The 22,607-nt window shown below is 55.2% G+C and carries 20 protein-coding genes; 8 read left to right on the top strand and 12 right to left on the bottom strand.

What is annotated here, in order from left to right; translation table 11 throughout:
* Nucleotides 1-52 precede the first annotated feature (52 nt).
* Nucleotides 53-1,201 (bottom strand): aminomethyltransferase family protein, encoded by a 1,149-nt coding sequence (locus HKX44_RS19095; RefSeq protein ID WP_276152985.1) that lies wholly within the window; start codon nucleotides 1,199-1,201, stop codon nucleotides 53-55.
* 252 nt (nucleotides 1,202-1,453) lie between these two features.
* Between HKX44_RS19095 and HKX44_RS19090 the strand changes: the two genes are divergently transcribed.
* The 7 genes from HKX44_RS19090 (at nucleotide 1,454) to HKX44_RS19060 (ending at nucleotide 8,987) form a co-directional block, all read left to right on the top strand.
* Nucleotides 1,454-2,818: an ammonium transporter gene (locus tag HKX44_RS19090; protein WP_276152984.1), complete on the top strand. Its 1,365-nt coding sequence runs from the start codon at nucleotides 1,454-1,456 to the stop codon at nucleotides 2,816-2,818.
* An 18-nt stretch (nucleotides 2,819-2,836) separates the two neighbouring features.
* On the top strand, nucleotides 2,837-3,049 hold the full coding sequence (locus HKX44_RS19085) for a hypothetical protein (RefSeq protein WP_276152983.1): 213 nt from the start codon (nucleotides 2,837-2,839) through the stop codon (nucleotides 3,047-3,049).
* 173 nt (nucleotides 3,050-3,222) lie between these two features.
* Entirely contained in the window at nucleotides 3,223-4,152 is a 930-nt protein-coding gene (locus tag HKX44_RS19080) for a glutamine amidotransferase family protein (protein ID WP_276152982.1), read from the top strand.
* A gap of 2 nt (nucleotides 4,153-4,154) precedes the next feature.
* On the top strand, nucleotides 4,155-4,838 hold the full coding sequence (locus tag HKX44_RS19075) for a GXGXG domain-containing protein (protein ID WP_276152981.1): 684 nt from the start codon (nucleotides 4,155-4,157) through the stop codon (nucleotides 4,836-4,838).
* Nucleotides 4,839-4,848: 10 nt separating this feature from the next.
* Nucleotides 4,849-6,195 (top strand): FMN-binding glutamate synthase family protein, encoded by a 1,347-nt coding sequence (locus HKX44_RS19070; protein ID WP_276152980.1) that lies wholly within the window; start codon nucleotides 4,849-4,851, stop codon nucleotides 6,193-6,195.
* Nucleotides 6,196-6,269: 74 nt separating this feature from the next.
* Entirely contained in the window at nucleotides 6,270-7,598 is a 1,329-nt protein-coding gene (gene glnT / locus HKX44_RS19065) for a type III glutamate--ammonia ligase (protein ID WP_276152979.1), read from the top strand.
* A gap of 54 nt (nucleotides 7,599-7,652) precedes the next feature.
* A complete protein-coding gene (locus HKX44_RS19060; RefSeq protein ID WP_276152978.1) occupies nucleotides 7,653-8,987 on the top strand; it encodes an NAD(P)/FAD-dependent oxidoreductase in 1,335 nt (444 codons plus the stop codon).
* Nucleotides 8,988-9,072: 85 nt separating this feature from the next.
* Here the strand turns inward: HKX44_RS19060 and HKX44_RS19055 are convergent, their stop codons facing one another.
* Together HKX44_RS19055 and HKX44_RS19050 are read right to left on the bottom strand one after the other, a co-directional pair.
* Nucleotides 9,073-9,474 carry a group II truncated hemoglobin gene (locus HKX44_RS19055; RefSeq protein WP_276152977.1) on the bottom strand — a complete coding sequence of 134 codons (402 nt, stop codon included), beginning with the start codon at nucleotides 9,472-9,474 and terminating at the stop codon, nucleotides 9,073-9,075.
* On the bottom strand, nucleotides 9,471-11,840 hold the full coding sequence (locus tag HKX44_RS19050; protein ID WP_276152976.1) for an aminomethyltransferase family protein: 2,370 nt from the start codon (nucleotides 11,838-11,840) through the stop codon (nucleotides 9,471-9,473). Before HKX44_RS19050 ends, HKX44_RS19055 begins: the two co-directional genes overlap by 4 nt.
* A gap of 235 nt (nucleotides 11,841-12,075) precedes the next feature.
* Between HKX44_RS19050 and HKX44_RS19045 the strand changes: the two genes are divergently transcribed.
* Complete coding sequence (locus HKX44_RS19045) at nucleotides 12,076-12,921, top strand: EamA family transporter (RefSeq protein WP_276152975.1); 846 nt, start codon at nucleotides 12,076-12,078, stop codon at nucleotides 12,919-12,921.
* Here HKX44_RS19045 and HKX44_RS19040 read toward each other — a convergent pair.
* The 9 genes from HKX44_RS19040 to HKX44_RS19000 form a co-directional block, all read right to left on the bottom strand.
* Complete coding sequence (locus HKX44_RS19040) at nucleotides 12,916-13,791, bottom strand: bifunctional 5,10-methylenetetrahydrofolate dehydrogenase/5,10-methenyltetrahydrofolate cyclohydrolase (RefSeq protein WP_276152974.1); 876 nt, start codon at nucleotides 13,789-13,791, stop codon at nucleotides 12,916-12,918. The two genes, HKX44_RS19045 and HKX44_RS19040, sit on opposite strands and share 6 nt — an antisense overlap.
* A gap of 415 nt (nucleotides 13,792-14,206) precedes the next feature.
* Nucleotides 14,207-14,932 (bottom strand): SDR family oxidoreductase, encoded by a 726-nt coding sequence (locus HKX44_RS19035; protein WP_276152973.1) that lies wholly within the window; start codon nucleotides 14,930-14,932, stop codon nucleotides 14,207-14,209.
* Nucleotides 14,929-15,711, bottom strand: coding sequence for a cyclase family protein (locus HKX44_RS19030; protein ID WP_276152972.1), 783 nt, complete (start codon nucleotides 15,709-15,711; stop codon nucleotides 14,929-14,931). Before HKX44_RS19030 ends, HKX44_RS19035 begins: the two co-directional genes overlap by 4 nt.
* Nucleotides 15,708-16,955, bottom strand: coding sequence for an SDR family NAD(P)-dependent oxidoreductase (locus tag HKX44_RS19025; protein ID WP_276152971.1), 1,248 nt, complete (start codon nucleotides 16,953-16,955; stop codon nucleotides 15,708-15,710). Before HKX44_RS19025 ends, HKX44_RS19030 begins: the two co-directional genes overlap by 4 nt.
* Nucleotides 16,952-18,121, bottom strand: a complete 1,170-nt coding sequence (locus HKX44_RS19020) for a thiolase family protein (protein WP_276152970.1) — start codon at nucleotides 18,119-18,121, stop codon at nucleotides 16,952-16,954. Before HKX44_RS19020 ends, HKX44_RS19025 begins: the two co-directional genes overlap by 4 nt.
* A complete protein-coding gene (locus HKX44_RS19015) occupies nucleotides 18,118-19,737 on the bottom strand; it encodes an AMP-binding protein (RefSeq protein WP_276152969.1) in 1,620 nt (539 codons plus the stop codon). The genes HKX44_RS19020 and HKX44_RS19015 overlap by 4 nt, the downstream gene beginning before the upstream one ends.
* Nucleotides 19,734-20,207 carry an aromatic-ring-hydroxylating dioxygenase subunit beta gene (locus HKX44_RS19010; protein WP_276152968.1) on the bottom strand — a complete coding sequence of 158 codons (474 nt, stop codon included), beginning with the start codon at nucleotides 20,205-20,207 and terminating at the stop codon, nucleotides 19,734-19,736. The genes HKX44_RS19015 and HKX44_RS19010 overlap by 4 nt, the downstream gene beginning before the upstream one ends.
* The gene (locus HKX44_RS19005; protein WP_276152967.1) at nucleotides 20,204-21,544 is read right to left on the bottom strand and encodes an aromatic ring-hydroxylating dioxygenase subunit alpha; all 1,341 of its coding nucleotides are present in this window, start codon (nucleotides 21,542-21,544) and stop codon (nucleotides 20,204-20,206) included. The genes HKX44_RS19010 and HKX44_RS19005 overlap by 4 nt, the downstream gene beginning before the upstream one ends.
* A gap of 12 nt (nucleotides 21,545-21,556) precedes the next feature.
* A complete protein-coding gene (locus tag HKX44_RS19000) occupies nucleotides 21,557-22,507 on the bottom strand; it encodes a PDR/VanB family oxidoreductase (RefSeq protein ID WP_276152966.1) in 951 nt (316 codons plus the stop codon).
* Nucleotides 22,508-22,607: the final 100 nt, after the last annotated feature.

The raw sequence follows: 22,607 nt of genomic DNA, 5'->3' as shown, positions 1-22,607 counted from the left end.
ATCCTTTGTTTTCTCAGGTGCGCAAGAACTTCGGTGCGCACCTGCTTGTAAATCAACCCTTTGCGGTGCGAACGGACTTATCTTTATCATAGAACGGCATCTCCTCGGCCGTTGCAGCGATTTCGGAGCCGTCAGCATTTTGCACAACCAGTTTGGTGCCAGGTTTTGCCGCAGCTACGGGCATCCGCGCGATGCCTACGTTATGCTTATTCACCTCAGAATACATTCCAAAGGTCACGTGGCCGACTTGCTTGCCATCTTGCAGTAGTGCCGCCCCTTCATCTGCGGGTGTGGTTCCCTCAAGAACCACACCGTAGATTTTGAACCGCTCCTTGCCTTTCAGCGCATAGTGATTTTCCGCACCGATGAAACCGATCTTGCCCGGTGAAACGGTGAACTCCAACCCCAGCTCCCAAAGGGTATCTCCGCAAGGTGTTCCATCCTCGAACGGGTAGGTCTCCGAATTGTCACCGGGGTAGAACAACAGATAGCTTTCCGTACGCAACAGATCGAGGGTAGAGAACTGACAAGGCCGGACACCCATATCCTTGCCCGCTTCCAAAATGCTGTCCCACAAATGGGTGGCATCCTTGGCGCGGCAGAAAATTTCATATCCACGTTCGCCGGTATAGCCTGTGCGCGAAATCATAACGTCACGGCCAAAAAGCCGTGTTTGCAGGATGCCAAAATACGCCAAATCCCGGATAACCGGAATTTCCTTGGCCAGTAGATCAACTGAAACAGGCCCCTGCAACGACATGTCGTGCAGGTCATCGTCGAACAGGATTTCACAGTTTTTTCCCGCAGCGACAGAGGCCAACTGCTCCATCCCGGTGCCGGTACCATGCACAACCATCCATGTGTTCACCGCAAGGTGATAGATGATGCAATCGTCAATGAACTTGCCCTCTTGGTTGAGAATAGAGGCATAGGTGGACCGACCGGGCGCGATTTTTTCAACATTGCGGGTGGTGACGCGGTCAATGACATAGGCCGCATCGGCCCCGACAACGTGAACTTTCTTAAGGCCAGAAACATCCATCAGCCCCGCCTTGGTGCGAATGGCTTCATAGTCCGCTTTGGCGCGTTCGGGGGTGTCATCATAGAACCAGGCTGTCCCCATCCCGTTCCAATCCTCTAACTCGCCGCCTATTTCGGCGTGGCGGTGCCCTAGTGCGGAATGTCTCCAAAGAATGGCCATGTTTCTCTCCCTTAAGCCCGACTCTGGGCGGTTGAGAGCTATTCAGACCCAAGAATATTCAAAAAGCAATATTTGGATGCAACTTTTTTTCCTGGCAGGCAATTTCCCGCGATATCTCTCACCGCAACACTGAGCCGTGATGCACCGTTCCAAGTAAATTCATTGACAGAACCTGACATTTCGGGAACTTTCAGGAAAAAAATATTACTGAGGGGCAAGCGCGCCTCCTAATCAACAGAGGGAGAAGATGTCGTGGAGGGAAACCTAAACGCACTCACAACAGTGTTCACAGAGTTTTACTACTGGGTAACAGTCGTATTCATGTTCTTAATCCATGTCGGGTTCTGCATGTACGAAGTCGGCGCAAGCCGGGCCCGCAATCACATGCATACATTGATGAAAAACATTATGATCATTCCACTGGTAACAGTGACGTTTTTCTTCTTTGGATGGTGGATTTACTGGGCTTTCCCCAATTTTTACATCTTTGGCGGGGCCATTGATTTTGATGCAGGCGCAGCAAACACACCATGGTCCCCCAACATGGCGACCAACCTTGAAGACCGCATTACCGGTGTCTTCTGGGCGGCATTCTTGCTGTTCTCATGGACGGCGGCTTCAATCGTGTCGGGCTCAGTGATCGAACGAATCAGATCGTCGGCGCTTTGGGTGCATGCGGTTCTGATTGGTTCGGTGTTCTGGATCGTCGATGCTGCTTGGGGATGGCACTGGGATGGCTGGATGGTCAAAGTGCTGGGCTATCACGATGCCTATGCGTCGGGGGTGATCCACGCAATTGCGGGTGGCTATGCTCTGGGTGTGATTATGGTATTGGGTCCGCGGATCGGCAAATTTGCCAAAGATGGCACACCACGTGATATCCCGCCTCATAACCCTTGGATGCTAACGATCGGCATCTTTTTGATTTACACGGGTTTCTGGGGCTTTTACGCGGCCTGCAATGTACCGATCATTTCACCCGAAGTGATTGATGGTCAGATCACCGGGGCAACCTGGACTGCGACGAATATCTATCTGGCCCCCACAACCCTGTCGGCCATTACCTTTAACTTCCTTATGTCATTGTCTGGTGGATTAATGGCCGCCTATGTGGTCTCGAAAGGCGATGCATTTTGGACATTCTCCGGCGGGCTTGCCGGGGTAATCACCGCCTCTGCCGGTAACGATCTGTACCACCCTGTTCAGGCGATGATTATCGGGGCAATTGGCGTCGTCATCGTTTACAAGCTGCACTATTGGGTTGAACGTAGGTTCAAGCTTGATGATGCCGTCGGCGCGGTCGCGGTACACGGGTATTCAGGTGTTGTCGGCCTAATCATTGCAGGTTTTGTCCTTTGGGGTGCGCCAAGCTCACCCTATGAGGGCTATGCAACAATCAGTCCTTGGGGTCAGGCAGCAGGTGCTGTCATCATGTTCTTCGTGCTTGGGTTCGCACCTGCATGGATCATCTCGAAAATCCAGGCGTCGATGGGTGTGCTGCGTATCCCCGAAGAGGTGGAATTGCAGGGTCTCGATTACGAGGAAAACCATGTCTACGAAGATGCAAAGGCTGAAATCATTGCAGCGAACAATGCGGCGTTGACCGCAAAATCCTAACTCAAAGGAGTGAAACAAATGTCTATTGGTTATGATAGCTGGGCTGTTGATCTAGGCGAAGTTGGCCCGATCTACCCGATGCAAGGTTGGGAAATCCCGATGGTCGTTGTTGGCGTGATCTTCTGGCTTGTGTGGCACCGTCTCCAGTTCGTTCAGGAAGGGAAAGATCTGGAGCAGGCCAAACAGATTGCTGATGCCGATAAGATCGCGAAGGCGATTGAACGATACTAAGTGCGGTCTTCTAGCGTCTTGGAGGGGGCGGCGATTGTCGCCCCTTTCCACTTTCACAGACACATACTTAAATGAAAAAAAGTTTCCCAGTGGTTGAGCGCCCATGCCATTGGTGCTAGCGTTAGAATCAGAGTGCTGCCCTGTTGGTGGCCGTTAATTTCGGAGATTTGGAAATGTGCGGGATTGTTGGACTGTTTCTGAAAGACAAGTCGCTCGAACCCCGGCTGGGCGAGTTACTGACCTCGATGCTGATCACAATGACGGACCGCGGCCCGGACAGTGCCGGCATCGCAATTTACGGCGGTGAAACCCAAGGCCGTACAAAAATGACAGTGCAATCAGACACTCCTGATGTTGCTTTTGATGGGTTGGACAAGGCTCTGGAAAAAGCTCTGGGCGGTTCCGTTTCCATGCGAGTCAAAAGCACCCATGCGGTTCTGGATATTCCAGCAGGTACCGCAGCCAATGTGCGGATGCTTTTGACTGAAATGGATCGAGGCATCCGCATGATGAGCCGCGGTGACAGCCTTGAAATCTACAAGGAGGTTGGCCTTCCCAAAGACGTAGCAGCGCAGTTCGATGTCTCTAACATGGCGGGCACTCATGGGATCGGCCACACTCGAATGGCAACGGAATCTGCCGTCACCACAATGGGTGCCCATCCATTTAATACCGGTGATGACCAGTGTCTCGTGCATAATGGTTCGCTGTCGAACCACAATTCACTGCGCCGCAAATTGCGCCGTGACGGTATTCATATCGAAACTGAAAATGACACCGAAGTTGGCGCTGCCTATCTGACATGGCAAATGCAGAATGGTGCAACGCTGGGTGACGCGCTGAAAAACAGCCTTGATGATCTGGATGGCTTTTTCACCTTTGTCGTTGGCACTAAGGATGGTTTTGGGGTGGTGCGTGATCCGATTGCCTGCAAACCGGCGGTAATGGCCGAAACCGATCAATACGTTGCATTCGGCTCGGAATACCGTGCGCTGGTGGATCTGCCAGGCATCGAAACCGCTCGTGTCTGGGAACCCGAACCCGCAACCGTGTATTTCTGGAGCCACAACCCAACCTCGCCAACTTCTGCAAAGGCTGCCTGACCATGCAAACAATCGACCTGTCAAAAATCGGTCTACGCGAGATGAATAAGACGCTTCATGCGCAGGCTGCCAATACCAACCAAACCACATGGGAAATCGTCAACCCTAAGGGCGCACATGCCATCGCCTGCGGTCTGGATGCCCCGATTGAGGTTACTGTCAAAGGGTCCACCGGGTATTACTGTGCGGGCATGAACCAACAGGCAACTGTGAACATTAAAGGGTCTGCCGGGCCGGGCACAGCCGAAAACATGATGTCCGGCAAGGTCTTTGTCGATGGCGATGCATCGCAATACGCCGGAGCCACAGGCCATGGTGGCCTGCTTGTTATCAAGGGCAACGCGTCGTCGCGCTGTGGAATTTCGATGAAGGGCATCAACATCGTTGTACATGGTAACATCGGCCATATGTCCGCCTTTATGGGACAATCCGGCAATTTGGTCGTTTGCGGTGATGCAGGTGATGCGCTGGGGGATAGTTGTTATGAAGCGCGGCTGTTTGTGCGCGGATCGGTGAAATCACTGGGTGCCGATTGCGAAGAGAAAGAAATGCGGCCAGAGCATCTTGAGATCCTGCGCGATCTTCTTGCTGAAGCAGGATCAGACGCCAAACCGGAAGATTTCAAGCGCTACGGTTCGGCACGCAACCTCTATAATTTCGACGTTGATAACGCCGCTGCGTATTAAGGATACCATGATGAACAAACACGACCCCAAGGGTATCCCCCATACCACACCGCGCCAATCAGCGACATTCACCCAGGATGTAAACTCTGACATTCGCCGAGCAGCGGCCACAGGGATTTATGACATTCGCGGTGGTGGTGCCAAACGCAAGGTGCCGTCCTTTGATGACCTTTTGTTCATGGGTGCTTCTATCTCGCGCTATCCTTTGGAAGGGTATCGCGAGAAGTGTGAAACATCAGTAACCATTGGCGGGCTACATGCCGAGAACCCGATCGAGTTGGATATCCCGATCACTATTGCGGGCATGTCTTTTGGCGCACTATCCGGCCCCGCGAAAGAAGCGTTGGGGCGTGGTGCTTCTGCGGCAGGCACGTCAACCACCACGGGTGACGGCGGTATGACCGCCGAAGAGCGCGGGCACTCTAACAAGCTGGTGTACCAATATCTGCCATCGCGCTACGGGATGAATCCTGATGATTTGCGCAAGGCAGACGCCATCGAGATTGTTGTCGGCCAAGGCGCGAAGCCGGGCGGTGGTGGTATGTTGCTGGGCCAGAAAATCAGTGACCGCGTCGCAGAAATGCGCAACCTGCCCAAAGGGATCGACCAGCGATCAGCCTGCCGTCATCCCGACTGGACAGGGCCGGATGACTTGGAAATCAAAATTCTGGAGCTGCGCGAAATCACCGGTTGGAAAGTCCCGATCTACGTCAAGGTTGCCGGCGCACGCCCTTACTATGACACTACACTTGCGATCAAAGCGGGTGCTGACGCGGTTGTTCTGGACGGGATGCAAGGTGGGACTGCCGCAACTCAGGACGTCTTTATCGAACATGTGGGCCAGCCAACTTTGGCCATCATTCGCCCTGCTGTGCAGGCATTGCAAGACCTCGGTATGCATCGCAAGGTACAGTTGATCCTCTCGGGGGGCATCCGATCGGGTGCCGACGTGGCCAAGGCGATGGCGCTGGGTGCGGATGCTGTTGCCATTGGCACAGCGGCCCTGATTGCGTTGGGAGACAATGATCCCAGATGGGAGGCTGAATACAACGCCCTAGGTACCACAGCCGGTGCTTATGATGACTGGCATGAAGGGCAAGACCCAGCGGGTATCACCACGCAGGACCCCGAGTTGATGGCACGTTTCGATCCCATTGAGGGGGGACGCCGGCTGCGCAATTATCTCAAGGTAATGACACTTGAAGCGCAAACAATTGCGCGCGCCTGTGGCAAGAACCACCTGCACAATTTGGAACCCGAGGATTTGGTGGCGCTGACAATGGAAGCCGCCGCGATGGCCCGCGTACCGCTTGCCGGAACCGAATGGTATCCCGGCAAACCAGGAACAGGATACTAATACAGATATTTTGGGGCGCGGATCATGATTGGTCCGCGCCCCTTTCACTTAAAAAGACCACAGGGAAAACATTAATGGCATTAGATCTCGCTAAATTCGCCGAAGAGAACGGCGTCAAATACTTCATGATCTCCTTTACGGATCTTTTCGGCGGTCAACGTGCCAAACTTGTCCCCTCCCGCGCCATTGCTGACATGCAAGAGGAAGGCGCCGGTTTTGCAGGTTTTGCCACATGGCTTGATCTAACCCCTGCCCATCCTGACATGCTGGCCGTGCCGGACCCGGAGGCCGTGATCATTCTGCCATGGAACAAGGAAATCGCCTGGGTGCCGGGCAATTGCGTCATGGAAGGCGAGGATGTCGCGCAAGCTCCGCGAAATGTATTGCGCCGCCTGATTGCTGAAGCTGCCGAAGAAGGTATGCACGTCAAGACAGGTATCGAAGCCGAATTTTTCCTGCTAACCCCCGCCGGTGACGAGATCAGCGATCTAAGTGATACTGCGGCGAAACCCTGTTACGACCAACAGGCATTTATGCGTCGTCTCGATGTGATCCGCGAAATCAGCGATTACATGCTTGAGTTGGGCTGGAACCCCTATCAAAACGACCACGAAGACGCCAATGGCCAGTGGGAAATGAACTGGGACTTTGACGATGCATTGACGACCGCAGACAAGCACAGCTTTTTCAAATTTATGACCCGTACGGTCGCCGAAAAGCACGGCTATCGTGCGACTTTCATGCCTAAACCGATTGAGGGGCTAACCGGCAACGGGTGCCATGCGCATATCTCCGTCTGGGATGCGCCGGGGGACGCGTCAAAGACCAACGTATTTGCAGGGGAAGGGTCAGGCCAGACTGGCGAATTGGGTCTTTCAGAACGCGGCAAGCATTTCCTTGGCGGTATTATGAAACATGCCTCTGCACTTGCTGCGATAACAAACCCTACCGTGAACAGCTATAAACGCATCAATGCGCCGCGCACATCATCCGGGGCCACATGGGCACCTAACACGGTGACATGGACCGGCAACAACCGCACCCATATGGTGCGTGTGCCCGGCCCAGGTCGCTTTGAATTGCGTCTGCCGGACGGTGCCGTAAATCCATACCTTTTGCAGGCCGTTATCATCGCCGCAGGCCTGTCGGGTATCCGTTCCAAAGCGGATCCTGGGAAACGTCACGATATCGACATGTATGCTGAAGGCCACACGGTTCGCGGTGCGCCCTTGCTGCCGCTTAATATGCTGGACGCTCTGCGCGAATACGACAAGGATGAGGGCCTAAAGGCGGCAATGGGCGAAGAGTTTTCTGCCGCCTATCTGAAATTGAAACATCAAGAGTGGAGCGATTTCTGTAGCCATTTCTCGGAGTGGGAAAGAGCCAATACGCTCGACATCTAGATCTGGTGCCCTAGGCATCTTGAACCCGACATCATGACATCAAGAGGATTCCGCATGACAAAACGCATCGCAATTATTGGGGCTGGCCCGTCCGGCCTGGCGCAGCTTCGCGCGTTTCAATCTGCAGCCGAAAAGGGGGCCGAAGTTCCTGAAGTCGTCTGCTTTGAAAAACAGGAAAATTGGGGTGGTCTGTGGAATTACACATGGCGCACGGGTCTGGATCAATATGGCGAACCTGTGCACGGGTCGATGTATCGCTATCTGTGGTCAAACGGCCCCAAGGAAGGGCTCGAATTTGCCGACTATTCCTTCGAGGAACACTTTGGCAAACAAATTGCGTCCTACCCGCCCCGTGCCGTGCTGTTTGATTACATCGAAGGCCGGGTTCAAAAGGCCGGCGTGCGAGATCTGATCCGTTTTGACACCGCGGTCCGCTGGGTTGAAAAGGCTGGTGACCAATTCAATGTCACTGTTTGCCATCTGCCCGACGACCGCACATATACCGAAAGCTTTGATCATGTGATTGTGGCCTCCGGGCACTTCAGCACGCCCAACGTGCCGCAATTTGACGGGTTCGAAACCTTCAAGGGGCGTGTTCTTCATGCCCATGACTTCCGTGACGCAATGGAATTTAAAGACAAGGACTTGCTGATTGTCGGTACCAGCTATTCCGCCGAGGATATTGGATCGCAGTGTTGGAAATACGGGGCCAAATCCATCACCGTCAGCCACCGGACCGCGCCAATGGGATTTGACTGGCCTGACAATTGGGCCGAGGTGCCCTTGCTGACCCATGTTGATGGCAACACTGCGCATTTCAAAGATGGGTCAAGCCGGGACATTGATGCGGTGATCCTTTGCACTGGCTACAAACACCACTTTCCCTTCCTGCCAGATGAGTTGCGTCTGAAAACCGCCAACCGGTTGGCGACGCAAGACCTCTATAAGGGCGTTACCTATGTTAACGAGCCTGCGCTGTTCTATCTTGGAATGCAGGATCAATGGTTTACCTTCAACATGTTCGATGCACAGGCGTGGTGGGTGCGCGATGTCATCCTTGGCCGGATCGAACAGCCTGATACAGCCACAATGGTCGCCGATGTTGCAGACCGCATCGCGCGCGAGGATGCTGGCAAAGACGATTATGACGCGATCTGGTATCAAGGCGATTATGTGAAAGAGCTGATCGCAGAGACCGACTATCCCTCTTTTGATGTTGAGGCGGCCTGTCAGGTGTTCAAGGAATGGAAGGGGCATAAGAAGGCGGGTATCATGACCTTCCGCAACAACAGCTATACCTCCGTCATCACAGGCACGCTGGCACCGGCTCACCATACCCCATGGAAAGACGCGCTGGATGACAGTCTGGAAGTCTATCTGAAGAATTAACCACTTCGACAAAACCTGATAGGAGGAGTATCATCCAACGCGTTGAAATCTTTGATTTCAGGCCGCGTTGGGTGTTCCGGGGTTTTCACAGGTGTGTAACCGCGCCGTCATTGACGAGCATCAGTGCGACCCGCCGCAACGTTTGGCGCAACCGGTCAATATGGGGGCCGTTATGCCCCAGATCATCCAGCGCCTTGTCCATTATCGCCAGCCAATTCTCTGCGTCGCAGGTCTGGATCGGGATATGGGCATGGATTTCTTTCACATTCATATGCCGGTGTTTTTCAAGGTAATATTGGCGCCCTCCCATAAACCCGGACAGGAAGTTGAATTGTTCAACCCGGGTATGGGCCATCCCGTGATGTTGCAGATGCAGAGAATTGATCCGCCGACCTTCCGGAACTGTCTCGACCAGATCATAGAAGTGTTCAACAAGGGTGCGCAGGGCCTCCTCTCCTCCGATCTGATCAAGGACAGTCTGTGTCATGAGCGGGGGCGTTCCTTCTTCGGATCAAAGGCAGCGAGATTTTCGGCGATTCGGGCCGGCAGGCGCTTTTGATGTCCGTCCAGTTTACCAATTTCTAGCTCTGTTCCCGGCTCACAATGGGCCACATCCACACGCGCCAAGGCGATGTTCTTGCCCAACAAAGGAGAGCGGATCGCTGATGTCACCTCACCAATCTGGGCGCGGCCAACATGCACACAATCGCCGTGTCCCACTTCCACGTTACTGTCGATCTCAAGCCCGACCAACTTGCGCATGGGGTTCTCTTTGCGCCGGATCAGCGCATCACGCCCAATGAAATCATCTGTCTTTGATTTCAGCGGAACGGTGAACCCAATCCCCGCCTCAAAGGGGTCGGTCTGGTCCGAAAAATCGTAACCGGCAAAGATCAACCCCGCCTCGATCCGCACCATGTCCAAGGCCTCAAGCCCCATAGGTTTGAGGCCGTGGTCCTGACCCACTTGCCAAATGGCATCAAAAATCTCAGCGCAGTCCTTGGGGTGGCACATAACCTCGTAACCCAATTCGCCAGTGTATCCTGTCCGGCTCAGAACGAAGGGTGTGCCGGATTCAGTGTTCAGGCGCGCAGGCGTAAACCGGAACCAGCCCAATTGATCAAATTCGGGGTTATGAGGTGCTGTCCATACGATCTTGCGCAGCAGATCACGGCTTTCCGGTCCTTGGACCGCAACGTTATGCAACTGATCGGTTGAGGCCCGTACCAGCACTTTCAACCCAAGCTTTTCAGCCAGTTCGCGCAGCCATTCACCGCCGTAGTCCGATCCACCAATCCAGCGAAAGTTGTCTTTCCCCAGCCGGAATACAGTGCCGTCGTCTACCATCCCGCCGTGTTCATAGCACATCGCCGTGTAGACAACGCCACCCACAGCCAATGTCTTCATATTTCGGGTAAAGGCGTATTGGCACAACGCCTCTGCATCCGGTCCGGTGATCTCAAACTTGCGCAGTGGTGACAGGTCAAGAATGATGCATTTCTGGCGACAGGCATGGTATTCTTCGATCGGTCCCGCATCGGCATAGCAATTGGCCAGCCAATAGCCGTTGTACTCGATAAAATTCCGCGTGTGCTTAGCAAAGCTATCGTGGAAACCGGTTTGTTTGGTCATTTTCGGCTCCGAATCTGGGGTGACGCGTGTCGCGATGGAACGTTGGAAGGTTTCCTCACCGCTATAGGTGCGGACGTGAATATCGGTCGGGTTCCAGCCATTGGCTGCGCTGGTATCGTCAGGGCAAGCCGAGCTGACACAGACAATATCGGTCAGGGCGCGCAGCAATACATAATCACCAGGGCGCGACCACGGTTCATCCGTATACATCACGCCATGTTCGTCGATTGATGTATTGAAGAAAAAGTTGATCGCCATCCAACCACGCCTTGCACCTACGCCATGTTCGGCAAGCGCAGTGTTGAAATTGTTCGAACAATTGACGTGCCCGGGGTAGCCGATATCGTTGTAGTATTTTTCAGTGCAGGCCATTGCAAAAGCGTCGTGACGCCCGCAGGTGTCTTGCACCACCTCGACCAGCGGGATCATTTCCTGATCATAGTATTTGGCGTGCAGCCCCGGCATTGGATAGGCGTGGCCCATCAACGTGCGGGTGGTGGTAACGTCCAATGCGTGTTCGATCCCCTTATCAAGCTTTCGGGCCGAGAAACATTCGAAGTCTGTGCATTGGCGTCCGTCGACATCGATGATCTGAATGTAATCACCGGCTTTCACAAAATAGGACTCAGCCGTTTGGGTATGTACGCGAATGTCCTGCAATGGATCCGCCAAGGGATCTGGTAATTCAAAGCGCAGTTTGCTCTTTAACACGGCGCGTTTGACCATCACCGTGAGGGGTGTTGCGGTATTCTGTGCTTCAATATCCATGGCATCGCCGGGGGCCGCGATGATCACCACACCATCCCGGGTAGCGCGAAATTGCTCCTGCGTTCCGGCCGGCGTCGTCGCTTCGAATAAATGCACGGCCTGTGCCTCAGCCAGATCTATTCCGCGTGCCTGAAGGCCCATCCGCATACCCCGCAGCGATTGGTTGTCACTGCTCAGCAGCCCTTTCAAACCACGCGCGTCACCCTGTGCATTGGCACCAATAATTCCGGCGTCAAGCACCCCTCTGGGGTCACTTGCCACCACTTCGCAATGTTGGCCACCTTCTGTGTTTATTATGGTCAGGTGATCGCCCGCTTCGACTGGGATCAGCACAGCGCCCTGCCCTTCGACAACGTAGCGTTCCGTGCCGGGGGGCAAAGAGAAGACCTGTGGCTGAATAATTTTGCTGGGCTTTGGCGGGCCGGGGCGCACCCTTGGATAGTCGTCTAACATGATTTGTCTCTCGGCATATCAGTGTTGCATGGGCGGAATATTTATTTAATGATAAGAATGCATACACTTTTCTCTACGGCAAACAAAATCGAACAAATGTACCCTCTTATCATCAGTTTCTGGCACCTGCACCGACGGAGGTCCTATTCCCGATCTCTTTTCCGCATGCCCGCATGCTTTCTAAAGCGCTGTGAACGCCGCGAATCAGCATGATTCTCAACACTGGGACACCCGAATGAGCGCCCTTTCCCTTGGGTTGATTGCCGCACTTTGTTGGGGGTTCCATGATATCTGCGTTCGGTTCTTAAGCCAAAAAACCCCTAACAGCGCCTGTATCTTTGTGGTCCTCTCGACGGGTTTGATCTTCCATCTTGGGGCCGTGATCTTTCATGGTGGGGCCGCGCCGATACCTGTCGGGGCACTCTGGTTGTCTGTCTTTGCTGGCGGCTTTTTTGTGATTGCTACCGTTGGTCTGTATTATGCGTTTCAGCGCGGCCCGGTGGGATTGGTCGCGCCCTTGATTGCCGGGTATCCGGTTCTTTCCGTTGGAATTGCCATGGCCCAAGGCACCCCGGTATCAAGCCTGCAGTGGCTGGCGGTTATTGCAATCGTGTCTGGGGTTGCCTTTGTCGCGGCGCGTTCTGACGGCACAGCCGCCACGGCCCCTGCCAAAGGGCCAACGATTGCCCTTGCAACCCTTTCCGCCATTGGGTTTGCGGGTACCTTTGCACTAGGGCAGCACGCCGCGCAGCTCAGCGATGAGGTTTCCACCACCCTTGTCACCCGCGTCGTGGCGGTCGCATTGATCATCCTGGCCTTACTGCTGCTCAAACTGCCGTTCTGGCCGGGTAAGCGCGCTTTACCGTTGCTGATTTTGATGGGCATCGCGGATGGTATTGCCCTTTTATGTGTTCTCTCCGCTGGCAATCTTCCTCACCCGCAATACGCTGCGGTAACCTCCTCGATGTTCGGACTGTTGACGATACTATTGGCTTGGTTGTTGCTAAAAGAGAAAATGTCGCTGGCGCAATGGTGTGGCTGTGTTGTTGCTTTTTGCGGTGTTGGGTATCTGGCTTTATAACCATCCGGCCGCAATTTGACGCTGATGAGCGACCATTGCATTGCGCATCAGGATGGCCACGGTAACCGGCCCGACACCACCCGGGACCGGCGATATCCACCCCGCAACGTCGATCACTGCGTCGGTATCTACATCCCCAACGATTTTGGGGCCTTCTGGCGTTTCAATCTGATTGATCCCGATATCAATTACGGCGGCACCCGGTTTGATCATATCCGGTCCTATCAGATGGGCCTTGCCAACCGCCACCACAACCACATCAGCGCGCCGCGAATGCATTGCAACAGAACGGGTCATGTGATGGCAAACCGTCACAGTGCATCCCTCTGCCATCAGCATCATCGCGGCAGGTTTTCCAACAATCTCGGAATGGCCGATCATCACAACTTCAAGCCCCTCCATTGGCAGGCCGGTTTCCTTTATCAACGCCACCGAGGCCGCAGCCGTACAAGGTGCAAGGGCAACATCGGAATAAACGATATTGCCAATCGAAGCCGGGCTCATCCCTTCGACATCCTTCAGCGGATGGATGGCAGACTGCAACGCCCGCACATTGATATGATCCGGCACGGGCCGCTGCAAAATAATGCCCAGAACCGTCGGATCGTCGTTCATCTTTAACAGCATTGCCTTGCAAGATTCCTGGGTGATGTCACCTGGCCAGCTGATCTGCTCAAACGGCAAACCGGCTTGCTCTGCGCCGCGCGCTTGGTTGCGCACATAAACGGCCGCTTCGGGCACATCACCAATCAGGATCGACACAAGTCGGGGCATCTGCGGAAAACCTGCGACGTAGGATTTAACATCAGCAATCATATGCTTTTTGACAGCAACACCGTCGATCAGGCGATTGTCTTTGGAATTGGGCATTGGTTGTCCTTGCGCTGGCAAACTTCTTTTCAGACTGCCCCATTGTAAACCGCGACGCTTCTATTGGGGTCAATCCAACAGAGCGACAGAAATAACATTAATTGCGGCATTTGCATTCAAACCACCAAATTGCATGTAATCTCCATGCTTAAAAATATCGGGTGTTAGAGCGTCCCGCCTTAAACATGAATCGCTTGTTCGTTGTCTCTGTTAGGCCACTGTCTCCACTCTTGGGCAATATCCATGCCGCGTATGGGAAATGGCAGGTATATGCGCCATAGTTGCTATGTCTGATGTCGTGGCTGGAAAGGCTGGGAAAAAAGAGGGTGGGTGCCGCCGAAGTCTAGGCAGCGGCAGGAGACCACCCGCCGAAACCGGCGAGCCTTGGGATCAGGCCCGCCAATTTCGCCTACCGCTAAAGGGTCAATGTGCCGATGCTGGAGCCACCGCAAACGAATAATGTCTGACCGGTGACAAAGCTGTTTTCTGGCGCACAGAAAAACAGAAACGCATTGGTGACATCTTCGACCTTGCCCAAGCGGCCAACCGGTATCCGGGTTGCCAGAGCAGCCTCCTGTTCGCTTTCTTTTGGAATGATACCCCAGAAATTATCTGTCTGCACCGGTCCGGGGGCCACTACATTCACGGTGATACCCTGGGGTGCAAGTTCCAGTGCCCATGTGCGTGCCATGCCGATCATACCGGCTTTGGAGGCGGAATAGGCAGTTCGGGTCGGGGCACCCAGTGCCGCGCGTGACGCGTTGAACATGACCCGTCCGAAACCGTGTTTCTTCATGGAAGGCAGGAAAGCCTGCAACAGACCAAGGGCGGAACCAAGATGCAACTGGGCCAGTCCGGTAATGTCCTCGGGCTTGGCCGATTCAATCAGGTTAGGCCAGATCAATCCGGCATTGTGGATGAGGTGGGTTACCTCGTAGCGGGCCGCAATATCGGCGGCGACTGCGGCGACAGAGGCCGGATCCAGCAAGTCGGCTTGGATATGTTCACAGCCTTCGGCGCTCCAGTCGGCCGTATTGCGGGCGATGGAAACCACACGGTAGCCACGTTCAAGCAACCTATGGGCGAGATCGGCACCAATCCCTTTGCTGCCCCCGGTGATCACTGCGGTATAGGTCGTCATGTGGTTTCTCCCGGTATCAGGGCCAATACGCGAAGCGGGCTTCCTGTGCCGCCTTTGATCTTGAGCGGTGGCGCGATCAGCATTGCGCCTGTCGGCGGTAATTGGTCGAGGTTGCACAGGCATTGCAGCCCGTATTTGCCCGCCCCATGCAGCAGGTAATGCGCCGGATAGGGCGGTGTGTAATGGGCACCCTGTCCGGCATCCGTGCCGACGGTTTCCGTCCCAAACCCGCGTATCCCCCGTTCAAGAAGCAACTCAATTGCAGCAGGGACCGGACCCGGAGAATGTGGCCCATCGTTGTGCATGTTCAGATAGTCGGTACCGCGCCGCTTTGACCAATCGGTGCGCATCAAGACCCAGGCATCGGCAGGAATACGTCCATGCGCGTCCTCCCAAGCCAAAATAATGTCTGGCGTCAGTTCGAAATCAGCGTCCTGTGCTGCGCCTTCGGAGCAATCTATAACAACGACTGGTCCGACGAACATCTCGGGTGGGATTGCATCGACCGCGCCGTTCGGCACATCCTTGCCAGACACCCAATGGATTGGGGCGTCAAAATGCGTCCCGGTATGTTCGTTCAGGGTAAGGTTGTGCCATTTCCACGCTGGGCCCCGGTGATCATAGGCCGATACTTCCTCCATCCGGAAACGGGCGCATTGGCCGAATTCAGGCGGCAGAATGATGACCGGAAAATCCGGATCGAGTGTGTGGGTCAAATCAACTATGCGGGCTTGTCCGTCTGCCAATGCGCTGACCAGATCTGTGATTGCGTTGCTCATGAGCCGCCTCCGCGTAATTCCCGTTCAAACAATGCGGGATCGGCTGACCATCGTTCCAACGCCTCGCGGGCGATATCTCCGCAAGCGACCTCTTCCAAACCGTCAATCAGTCCTTTGACAATCGCGCGGGCAACAGAACTGGGCGACACCTTTGGTGGCGGAAGTGGTTGATGCCATTCATCGTCCGCCGGACCGGAATAGACGTTCATGACCCGCAAGCCCGCCTTGCTGAATTCCGCGCGCAGTGTTTGGCTGAGAGAGCGGGCAGCGGCCTGCGTGGCCCCGAATGTTCCAAAAGAGGTATCCGGTGCCAAGGCCTGCGATGACAGCAGGTTCACCCATGCCGCCGCCGAATTGACGCCATCCGCGGTGCGCCCCGCCATGGCAGGACCGAAGGCCTGCGCTAGCCGCATCAGGCCAAGGACATTGGTTTCCATACTGTCACGGGCGAAAACCGTATCGCCCCCCAGTACGCCGCCGGGACGCAGGAAGCTTGCGGTGTTGATCAGGATATCAACTTTACCGCCGATCTCGGCCGCCAACCGCGTGACCGATGACGTATCCGTCACATCCAGGGGCAACAAATCCACATTCTCCAGCGCCGCCAATGCCGCGCGCCCTTCCCAGTTCCGCCAGTCTTCTGGCTCGCCAATAAAGATAGTGGTGGCACCAGCACCTAACAGCGCTTTGGCCAGCGGCAGGGCAAGCGGGGATCGCGCATCGGTGATCAGCACGCGGCGATGACGCGGATCACAGGACATCGCGCGTAACATTGGATCATCCTGCATATGTTCACTTCCTTTCTGTGGAAGGGCAACCATCACTCCCTGCCCCGCCTTATCCAGTTTCAAAACTATCTCCGCGGTGTCACCCCGGACGACCTCGCTATGCAAATGGCAGACAACCACCGGCCCCGCCGCCAGCTTGACCGACCCCATGCGCCACGGAAGGCGTTCACGGAAATAGGGGTCGGGGGAGACACGGATGGTGGTTTGCGCCAGCACCTTTGCTGTCGGATCGGTTTCACGCCAATCCAGCGCAACAGAAAGGCATTTGCAGCAGGCGTCGCGCGGCGGATATTGCACCGCGCCGCAATCCTCGCAGTGCTGAAGTGCAAAAGCACCGCGCGCCGCCGCGACCGCCAGCCCTAGCGCCGCACGCGAGCGTGCCACCGGTGGCAATGTTGGAACGGTACTGCGTTTTTGTGGGTTCTTTTTTACTGGTGTTGGCAACGGTTTTGTCATGTGCATGCCCCCTGAATGATGGCAGCAGCAGAACAGACGCCGCGATCATAATTGATCATGCCAAATCCGGAGACCATCGCACAGCGTGCATGAGGAACCTGTGTGCCGCCGGCCTGATCGGTTACCTGACGCAGCGCCTCTACCAAACCCAGATAGCCACCTGCCGCCCCCGCTTGTCCGACGGACAGCTGCCCTCCTGACGTGTTGTGCGGGAAATCTCCGGATATGGTCAGATCACGGCTGCGTACAAATGCGCCCCCTTCGCCTTTGGCGCAAAACCCAAGGTCCTCGAATTGCATCATCGAAATCACCGGATAGTCGTCATAGGTCTGAAGCACATCAATATCTTCGGGGCTGGCATCGGCCATCTGATAAAGTTCGTCGATGTCGACCCCCCAGCCACCACACAGCTGGATTGGGTCGTCGGCAAAGGCATTGTGCCGTTCGATGGTGCCCGAGATTCGGGCAAACGGCAGGCCGCGGCGCAGTGCGTCATCTTCGCGCATGACCAGAAATGCCTCGGACCCCGCGCAGGGCATCACACAATCAAAAAGGGCGATCGGATCGGATATCATCCGCGCATCCATATACTGATCAAGGGTCAGCGGCGTTTTCATCAAGGCATCGGGATTGTGCAGCGCATTGGCGCGCTGCGCGACGGCAATGCGGCCAAAGTCTTCGCGGGAGGTGCCATATTCTTCCATATAGGCGTCCATAAGGAGGGCAAAGCTGGCGTTTGGCCCGCCAAACCCGTAAGGAAACGTGGCATCCATCGAAAAGCGTGAAAACCCGCTGAGCAGGGTGCGGAAGCTATCGATCCGGTTGGTATCCCCGGCGACGCAGGCGACGACATCCACATCCCCCGCCTGAACCGCGCGCGCGGCGCGGCGCAGCGCGATTACACCGCTGGCCCCCCCCGTTGGCACAGTGTCCAGCCAGCGCGGGCTCAGTCCCAGATGCTGGGTCAATCCGACGGGTGTGTCTGGAAACAACGAGAAGCTGGAGATCGACAGCCCGTCAAGGTCCTGCGGGGCGATGCCGGCAGTATTGAGTGTGTCGCGCAAGGCCCGTGCGATCCACCAATGCGCGGTTTCCATGCTGTAACGGACATAGGGAACAGAAACCGGTGCCGCGAGAACAACACCATCATAGGTTTGCCTTTTCATGCAGCGTTCCGTTTCTTGAGGGGGCGGGTGTCGATGGTATCGGGGTTGGAAACCAGTGTGTTCGCCAGTGTTTTCAAGGCCGCCCGTTGCAATTTATGTGTCGCCGTCAGGGGCAAGGCGTCGACAAAGGCAATGAACCCGGGTGCCTTGTAATAAGCCAGTTGGGTCAGGCACCATTCGGTGATTTCGCGGGCCAGATTGGCCTTGTCTGTGGTGGCTGGTTTCAAGACAATACAGGCAAGCACCTCGTCTCCGCGCACGGCATCCGGCACGGCAGCCACGGCGGCGTTTGCAATCGCCGGATGGCGCATCAGGGTTGATTCAACTTCGACTGCGGCGATGTTTTCGCCCGACCTGCGGATCACGTTCTTTTTGCGATCAACAAAATACATCATCCCGTCGGCATCACGCCGGACGATATCACCGGTATGAAACCAGCCGCCCTGCCATGCTTCGTCTGTTGCGGGGGTGTTTTTGAAATATCCGGAAAAGAACCCCCGGCGCGGGTCACTGCCTGCACGGCGCACTTGCAACTCGCCTTGATCTGCCAAGGCCCCGTTTTCGTCAATCAGACGCGCTTCCAGACGAGCCTCGACCGTACCGAGGCAGCTTTTGCCGATGAGACGTGGTTCGCGATTGGCGCAGATCACGGCCCCTGCACCGGTTTCGGTCATCGCCCATGCTTCGACCAATGGGAAGCCAAACCGATCTTCGAAAGCACTGTGTAGTTTCGGATCAACACCCGCCCCGAAACCGAAACGCACGTTATGCTCTTTGTCGTCAGGTGACGGATCGGCTCCCATTAGCATCGACGGCATGACGCCAAGGTAGTGTAGGCAGGTTGCCTGAGATGCACGGACAGAGGCCCACCAGCTGCGCGGGTGAAAACGATCCAATACCGTCAAACAGCCGCCTGTGGCGATCATTGCCATAAAGGAGTAGGCCATGGCGTTCATGTGGAAAATCGGCAGAGGCGTAATCATCCGCTCACCGTCATCGCGTAGGGCGCACAGCCCGCCGGTTCCCGCATACCACGCGCCGGCCTCCAGAAAATAGGTGTTGGTCAGGATGCAGCCTTTTGGATCACCTGTTGTCCCAGAGGTATAGAGTAGTGCGGCCTCGGCATCAGCGCCGCTGCCTGTGGTGATCCTGTCCGGCGTCGCGGGTGGTGGCAGGGCATCGGTGGGCGTGACCACTGGCATTGCGCAATCCACAGCCTTTGCCGCGTTGCGCAAATCATCGCACCGACCAGGCAGTGCGACAGCCAGAACCGGCTCTGCGTGGCCGATCATATAGCTTAGCTCGGTCAGGCGCAGGTCTGGGTTAACGGGCACAACTGACAAGCCCAATTCGTTCAGTGCAAGCCACCACAGAAAGAAGGACGGCCGGTTCTCCATCAACATCATGACGCGCTGTCCGTCGCGGTATCCTGCGTTGTCGAGTGCTATGCGCAAGCGGGTCACTTCAGTTTGCGCCTCGGCATAGCTTATCTCGCCCGCCTTGATGTCATAAATCGCGGCGGTTTCCGGCAAAACGTTCAGGAACGCCCGATCAGGGAAATGCGTGGCCGTATCGCGGAATGCTGCGAAAACCGAAGGGAGGTCAGGCATATTCATGGCAGCAACTGGATGTTGCGAAAAGCAGCATCGCAGTTCACGATATCCACCCGTTTGTTTGCGATCCGCAAAGCACCGTCAACCAGGGCCAGATCATGCCGTGCTGTAATGGCAAGCAGTTGCTGTTCATCCAGACGCGTTTCGACGTAGTGCATGAAGGTCGTGGTGACAAAACGTGTCTCCTCCATTTCATCGACGAATGGTCGTTGTAACACGTGGTGACAGCGGCTTTTGGGCTTTTGGCTGAAGGTGCGCGCACCGTTCAGGCGTTCCACACGCAGCTTCAGCATGAACATGTCTTCATACATCAGCGACGTTTGGTTGATGGGATCGGATTGTTTGTAATCCAATGGCATCCAATAATGCCCGTCCGGCAGCCAAAGGTTCAGCCAGTCGGTATAGTTCCCTTCATCAAGCATACGGGCTTCATCGTAGATGAAATCAATCAACGTATCGCGGGTGACAGTCATTCAGCGGCCTCCTTTTCATCCATTGCGATGGTCATGAACTTGACCCATGCGTGAAATTGGTTGCGCATCTGACGTTCTGTGGTGCCGTTCTCTATTGCCTCTGTCTCGAAATCCTCATCCTCTTCGATCAGGCGCTGGATGTTGACCCATTCAAGGCCATCAACCATCAGCCCCTCTTGCGCGCGCTCATACATTTCCAGATCGTCATGTCCGACAATTGACGTCGGTGCGTTGATCATCCGGTTGTACATCGCCGTGCGCGCCGTCAGCTCATCAGGCGCATCAACCAACCGGTAGATATAGCTTTCTACAATGGTCTTGTCGGCAGCCAAGGGGATGAAGACCCGCAGCTGCTGGATCGGCCCTTTGATCATGATGTTTGGGAAATAGACGGTGTTGTGCCGGTTGTCGGCCAAAATTGCCTTAGCCTTTTCCGCACCATAGCTTTCAGTCATCGCCTCCAGATACCCCGGAATTTCGGAGTAGTCGGAATGGATCGAATGCGAAACGCCGGTATGCCCGTGCCCGTTGGGCCAGGTGCGAATGCCCATGTCCTCAAAGAACTCATAGGCCGACATGAAGGGGGCAATAATCTCCATCGCGGCCGGTTTGGGGGCGTCTTCCGGCAGGCCCAGTTCTTCGTAAAGCTTGACCGCGGTCCCGGCACTTGATTCATGGGCAACCATCGGATGACAGGTGTCGGTCTGGTTCTCGACCAGCATTTTCCAATTGCAATGGTGAAGGTATCGCAGAGGTGGCCCCACAACCTCCAGCCGGCCAGCCGGTGACCGGTCGACCATGTTATCAAGCGATGTCAGGCTTTCGCCAAAATAATCTTCAAAGCTGATACCCTCTTCGGCGAGACGGGCAAAAATGAATCCGCGGTAATTCCTTACATCCCCTACCGCTTTCATACCGTTGCCGCTCTGGGTCTTTTCCAGACCGGTATCCTGATATCCCTTTTTCAACGGGATCGCCAAAAGACAGCCATCGGTCTTGAAAGACCATGCGTGGTAAGGGCAGCGGAAAAACTTGCCGGTATTGCCCTGACGGTCGATGACAATCTTTGTGCCCTTATGCGGACAGCGGTTCAGCAACACATGGATATCACCGGTTGAATGGCGAACCTGAATAACCGGCTGGTTGCCGATCTGTGTGCTGAAATAATCCCCCTTGTTCGGTGTCTGGCTTTCGTGCCCCACAAAAATCCACGCGTTGGCAAACAGGTGTTTCATTTCCTGCAAGTAGACTTCCTGACTGGTATAGATGTCGCGGTGAACCTGATGTGGTTCGACCAATGCGGCAAGTGCGGCTGGATTGTCGGTATAGGTTCCCATGTCGTTAATCCTTTATATATCCAACACAAGGCGTGGTGATTTTGACCGGCTGACACAAATCTGCATGACCTTGCCCGCTGCGCGTTCGTCTTCGGACAGGACGACGTCCCGGTGATCGGGGGTGCCGCTGATGACATCGCATTGGCAGATGCCACAATCGCCGCGCTGGCAATCGTACATCACGTCAACGCCGCCTTTTTCGAGCGCCTCAACGATGGATTGGTCGGCACCAACCGTAAAGACTTCACCCGAGTTGATCTCGACCTCGAAGGGGGCATCGCCGTCCTGCGCTTCGGGGGCGTCAAAAAGTTCAAAATGTATGCGCGCGTTGTCGATACCCGCCGCTTCGGCCTTGGTGCGACAGGCATCAATAAGTCCCTTGGGGCCACAAACATAGAGATGGGCCGCGACATCAATCTCGGTGATAAGGGCGTCAAGGTTCAGCGCGCTGGACGGATCATCATCGCAATGCAGGTGGAACACATCGCCAAAATTCTCTTGCAACGTCTCGACATAGGCCATCACCCCAGCAGAGCGGCCAGAGTAGTGAAATTCAAAATGCTGCCCCGCGGCGCGCAACGTGGTGGCCATGGATATCATCGGCGTAATCCCGATGCCCCCTGCCAGCAAAACAGCGGGGGCACCATCATGCAGCGGGAAATCATTTTTTGGCGCGGCGAATGAAATTGGTGTTCCCGCGGTCAGCCCGTGCATATGCGTTGATCCGCCCTTGCCTTCAGGCTCGTGCTGAACCGCGATACGGTATTCAGTGGGGTTTGGTGTGATCGGTTCAAAGGCGATCATCGAATAAGCCCGCGTGTCGCCGTCCGGCAGATCAAAGGACACATGTGCGCCTGCCGTAAAGCCTGGCAAGGCTGTGCCATCGCGTTGGCCGATGCAAAACTCGCTGATGCGATCAGTCAACTTTGTTACCTTAAGTACAGTACCTTCGAGTTTTGGCATGAATGTTCTCCCCCCGCTCCAAATAATATGAAAAATCATATATTTTAGGTCAAGGGTTTTCTTGCCATCGGATTACAACCGCTTCATTTAGGGGCCGCCG

The sequence above is a fragment of the Sulfitobacter sp. M05 genome (assembly GCF_029285175.1).
GTDB lineage: Bacteria > Pseudomonadota > Alphaproteobacteria > Rhodobacterales > Rhodobacteraceae > Sulfitobacter.
This window is presented reverse-complemented; position numbering and strand designations above follow the sequence as displayed.

Coding starts and splice junctions, on each gene's coding strand:
- HKX44_RS19095 (WP_276152985.1), bottom strand. CDS start 1,201: ATGGCCATTCTTTGGAGACATTCCGCACTAGGGCACCGCCACGCCGAA.
- HKX44_RS19085 (WP_276152983.1), top strand. CDS start 2,837: ATGTCTATTGGTTATGATAGCTGGGCTGTTGATCTAGGCGAAGTTGGC.
- HKX44_RS19080 (WP_276152982.1), top strand. CDS start 3,223: ATGTGCGGGATTGTTGGACTGTTTCTGAAAGACAAGTCGCTCGAACCC.
- HKX44_RS19075 (WP_276152981.1), top strand. CDS start 4,155: ATGCAAACAATCGACCTGTCAAAAATCGGTCTACGCGAGATGAATAAG.
- HKX44_RS19070 (WP_276152980.1), top strand. CDS start 4,849: ATGAACAAACACGACCCCAAGGGTATCCCCCATACCACACCGCGCCAA.
- glnT (WP_276152979.1), top strand. CDS start 6,270: ATGGCATTAGATCTCGCTAAATTCGCCGAAGAGAACGGCGTCAAATAC.
- HKX44_RS19060 (WP_276152978.1), top strand. CDS start 7,653: ATGACAAAACGCATCGCAATTATTGGGGCTGGCCCGTCCGGCCTGGCG.
- HKX44_RS19055 (WP_276152977.1), bottom strand. CDS start 9,474: ATGACACAGACTGTCCTTGATCAGATCGGAGGAGAGGAGGCCCTGCGC.
- HKX44_RS19050 (WP_276152976.1), bottom strand. CDS start 11,840: ATGTTAGACGACTATCCAAGGGTGCGCCCCGGCCCGCCAAAGCCCAGC.
- HKX44_RS19045 (WP_276152975.1), top strand. CDS start 12,076: ATGAGCGCCCTTTCCCTTGGGTTGATTGCCGCACTTTGTTGGGGGTTC.
- HKX44_RS19040 (WP_276152974.1), bottom strand. CDS start 13,791: ATGCCCAATTCCAAAGACAATCGCCTGATCGACGGTGTTGCTGTCAAA.
- HKX44_RS19035 (WP_276152973.1), bottom strand. CDS start 14,932: ATGACGACCTATACCGCAGTGATCACCGGGGGCAGCAAAGGGATTGGT.
- HKX44_RS19030 (WP_276152972.1), bottom strand. CDS start 15,711: ATGAGCAACGCAATCACAGATCTGGTCAGCGCATTGGCAGACGGACAA.
- HKX44_RS19025 (WP_276152971.1), bottom strand. CDS start 16,955: ATGACAAAACCGTTGCCAACACCAGTAAAAAAGAACCCACAAAAACGC.
- HKX44_RS19020 (WP_276152970.1), bottom strand. CDS start 18,121: ATGAAAAGGCAAACCTATGATGGTGTTGTTCTCGCGGCACCGGTTTCT.
- HKX44_RS19015 (WP_276152969.1), bottom strand. CDS start 19,737: ATGAATATGCCTGACCTCCCTTCGGTTTTCGCAGCATTCCGCGATACG.
- HKX44_RS19010 (WP_276152968.1), bottom strand. CDS start 20,207: ATGACTGTCACCCGCGATACGTTGATTGATTTCATCTACGATGAAGCC.
- HKX44_RS19005 (WP_276152967.1), bottom strand. CDS start 21,544: ATGGGAACCTATACCGACAATCCAGCCGCACTTGCCGCATTGGTCGAA.
- HKX44_RS19000 (WP_276152966.1), bottom strand. CDS start 22,507: ATGCCAAAACTCGAAGGTACTGTACTTAAGGTAACAAAGTTGACTGAT.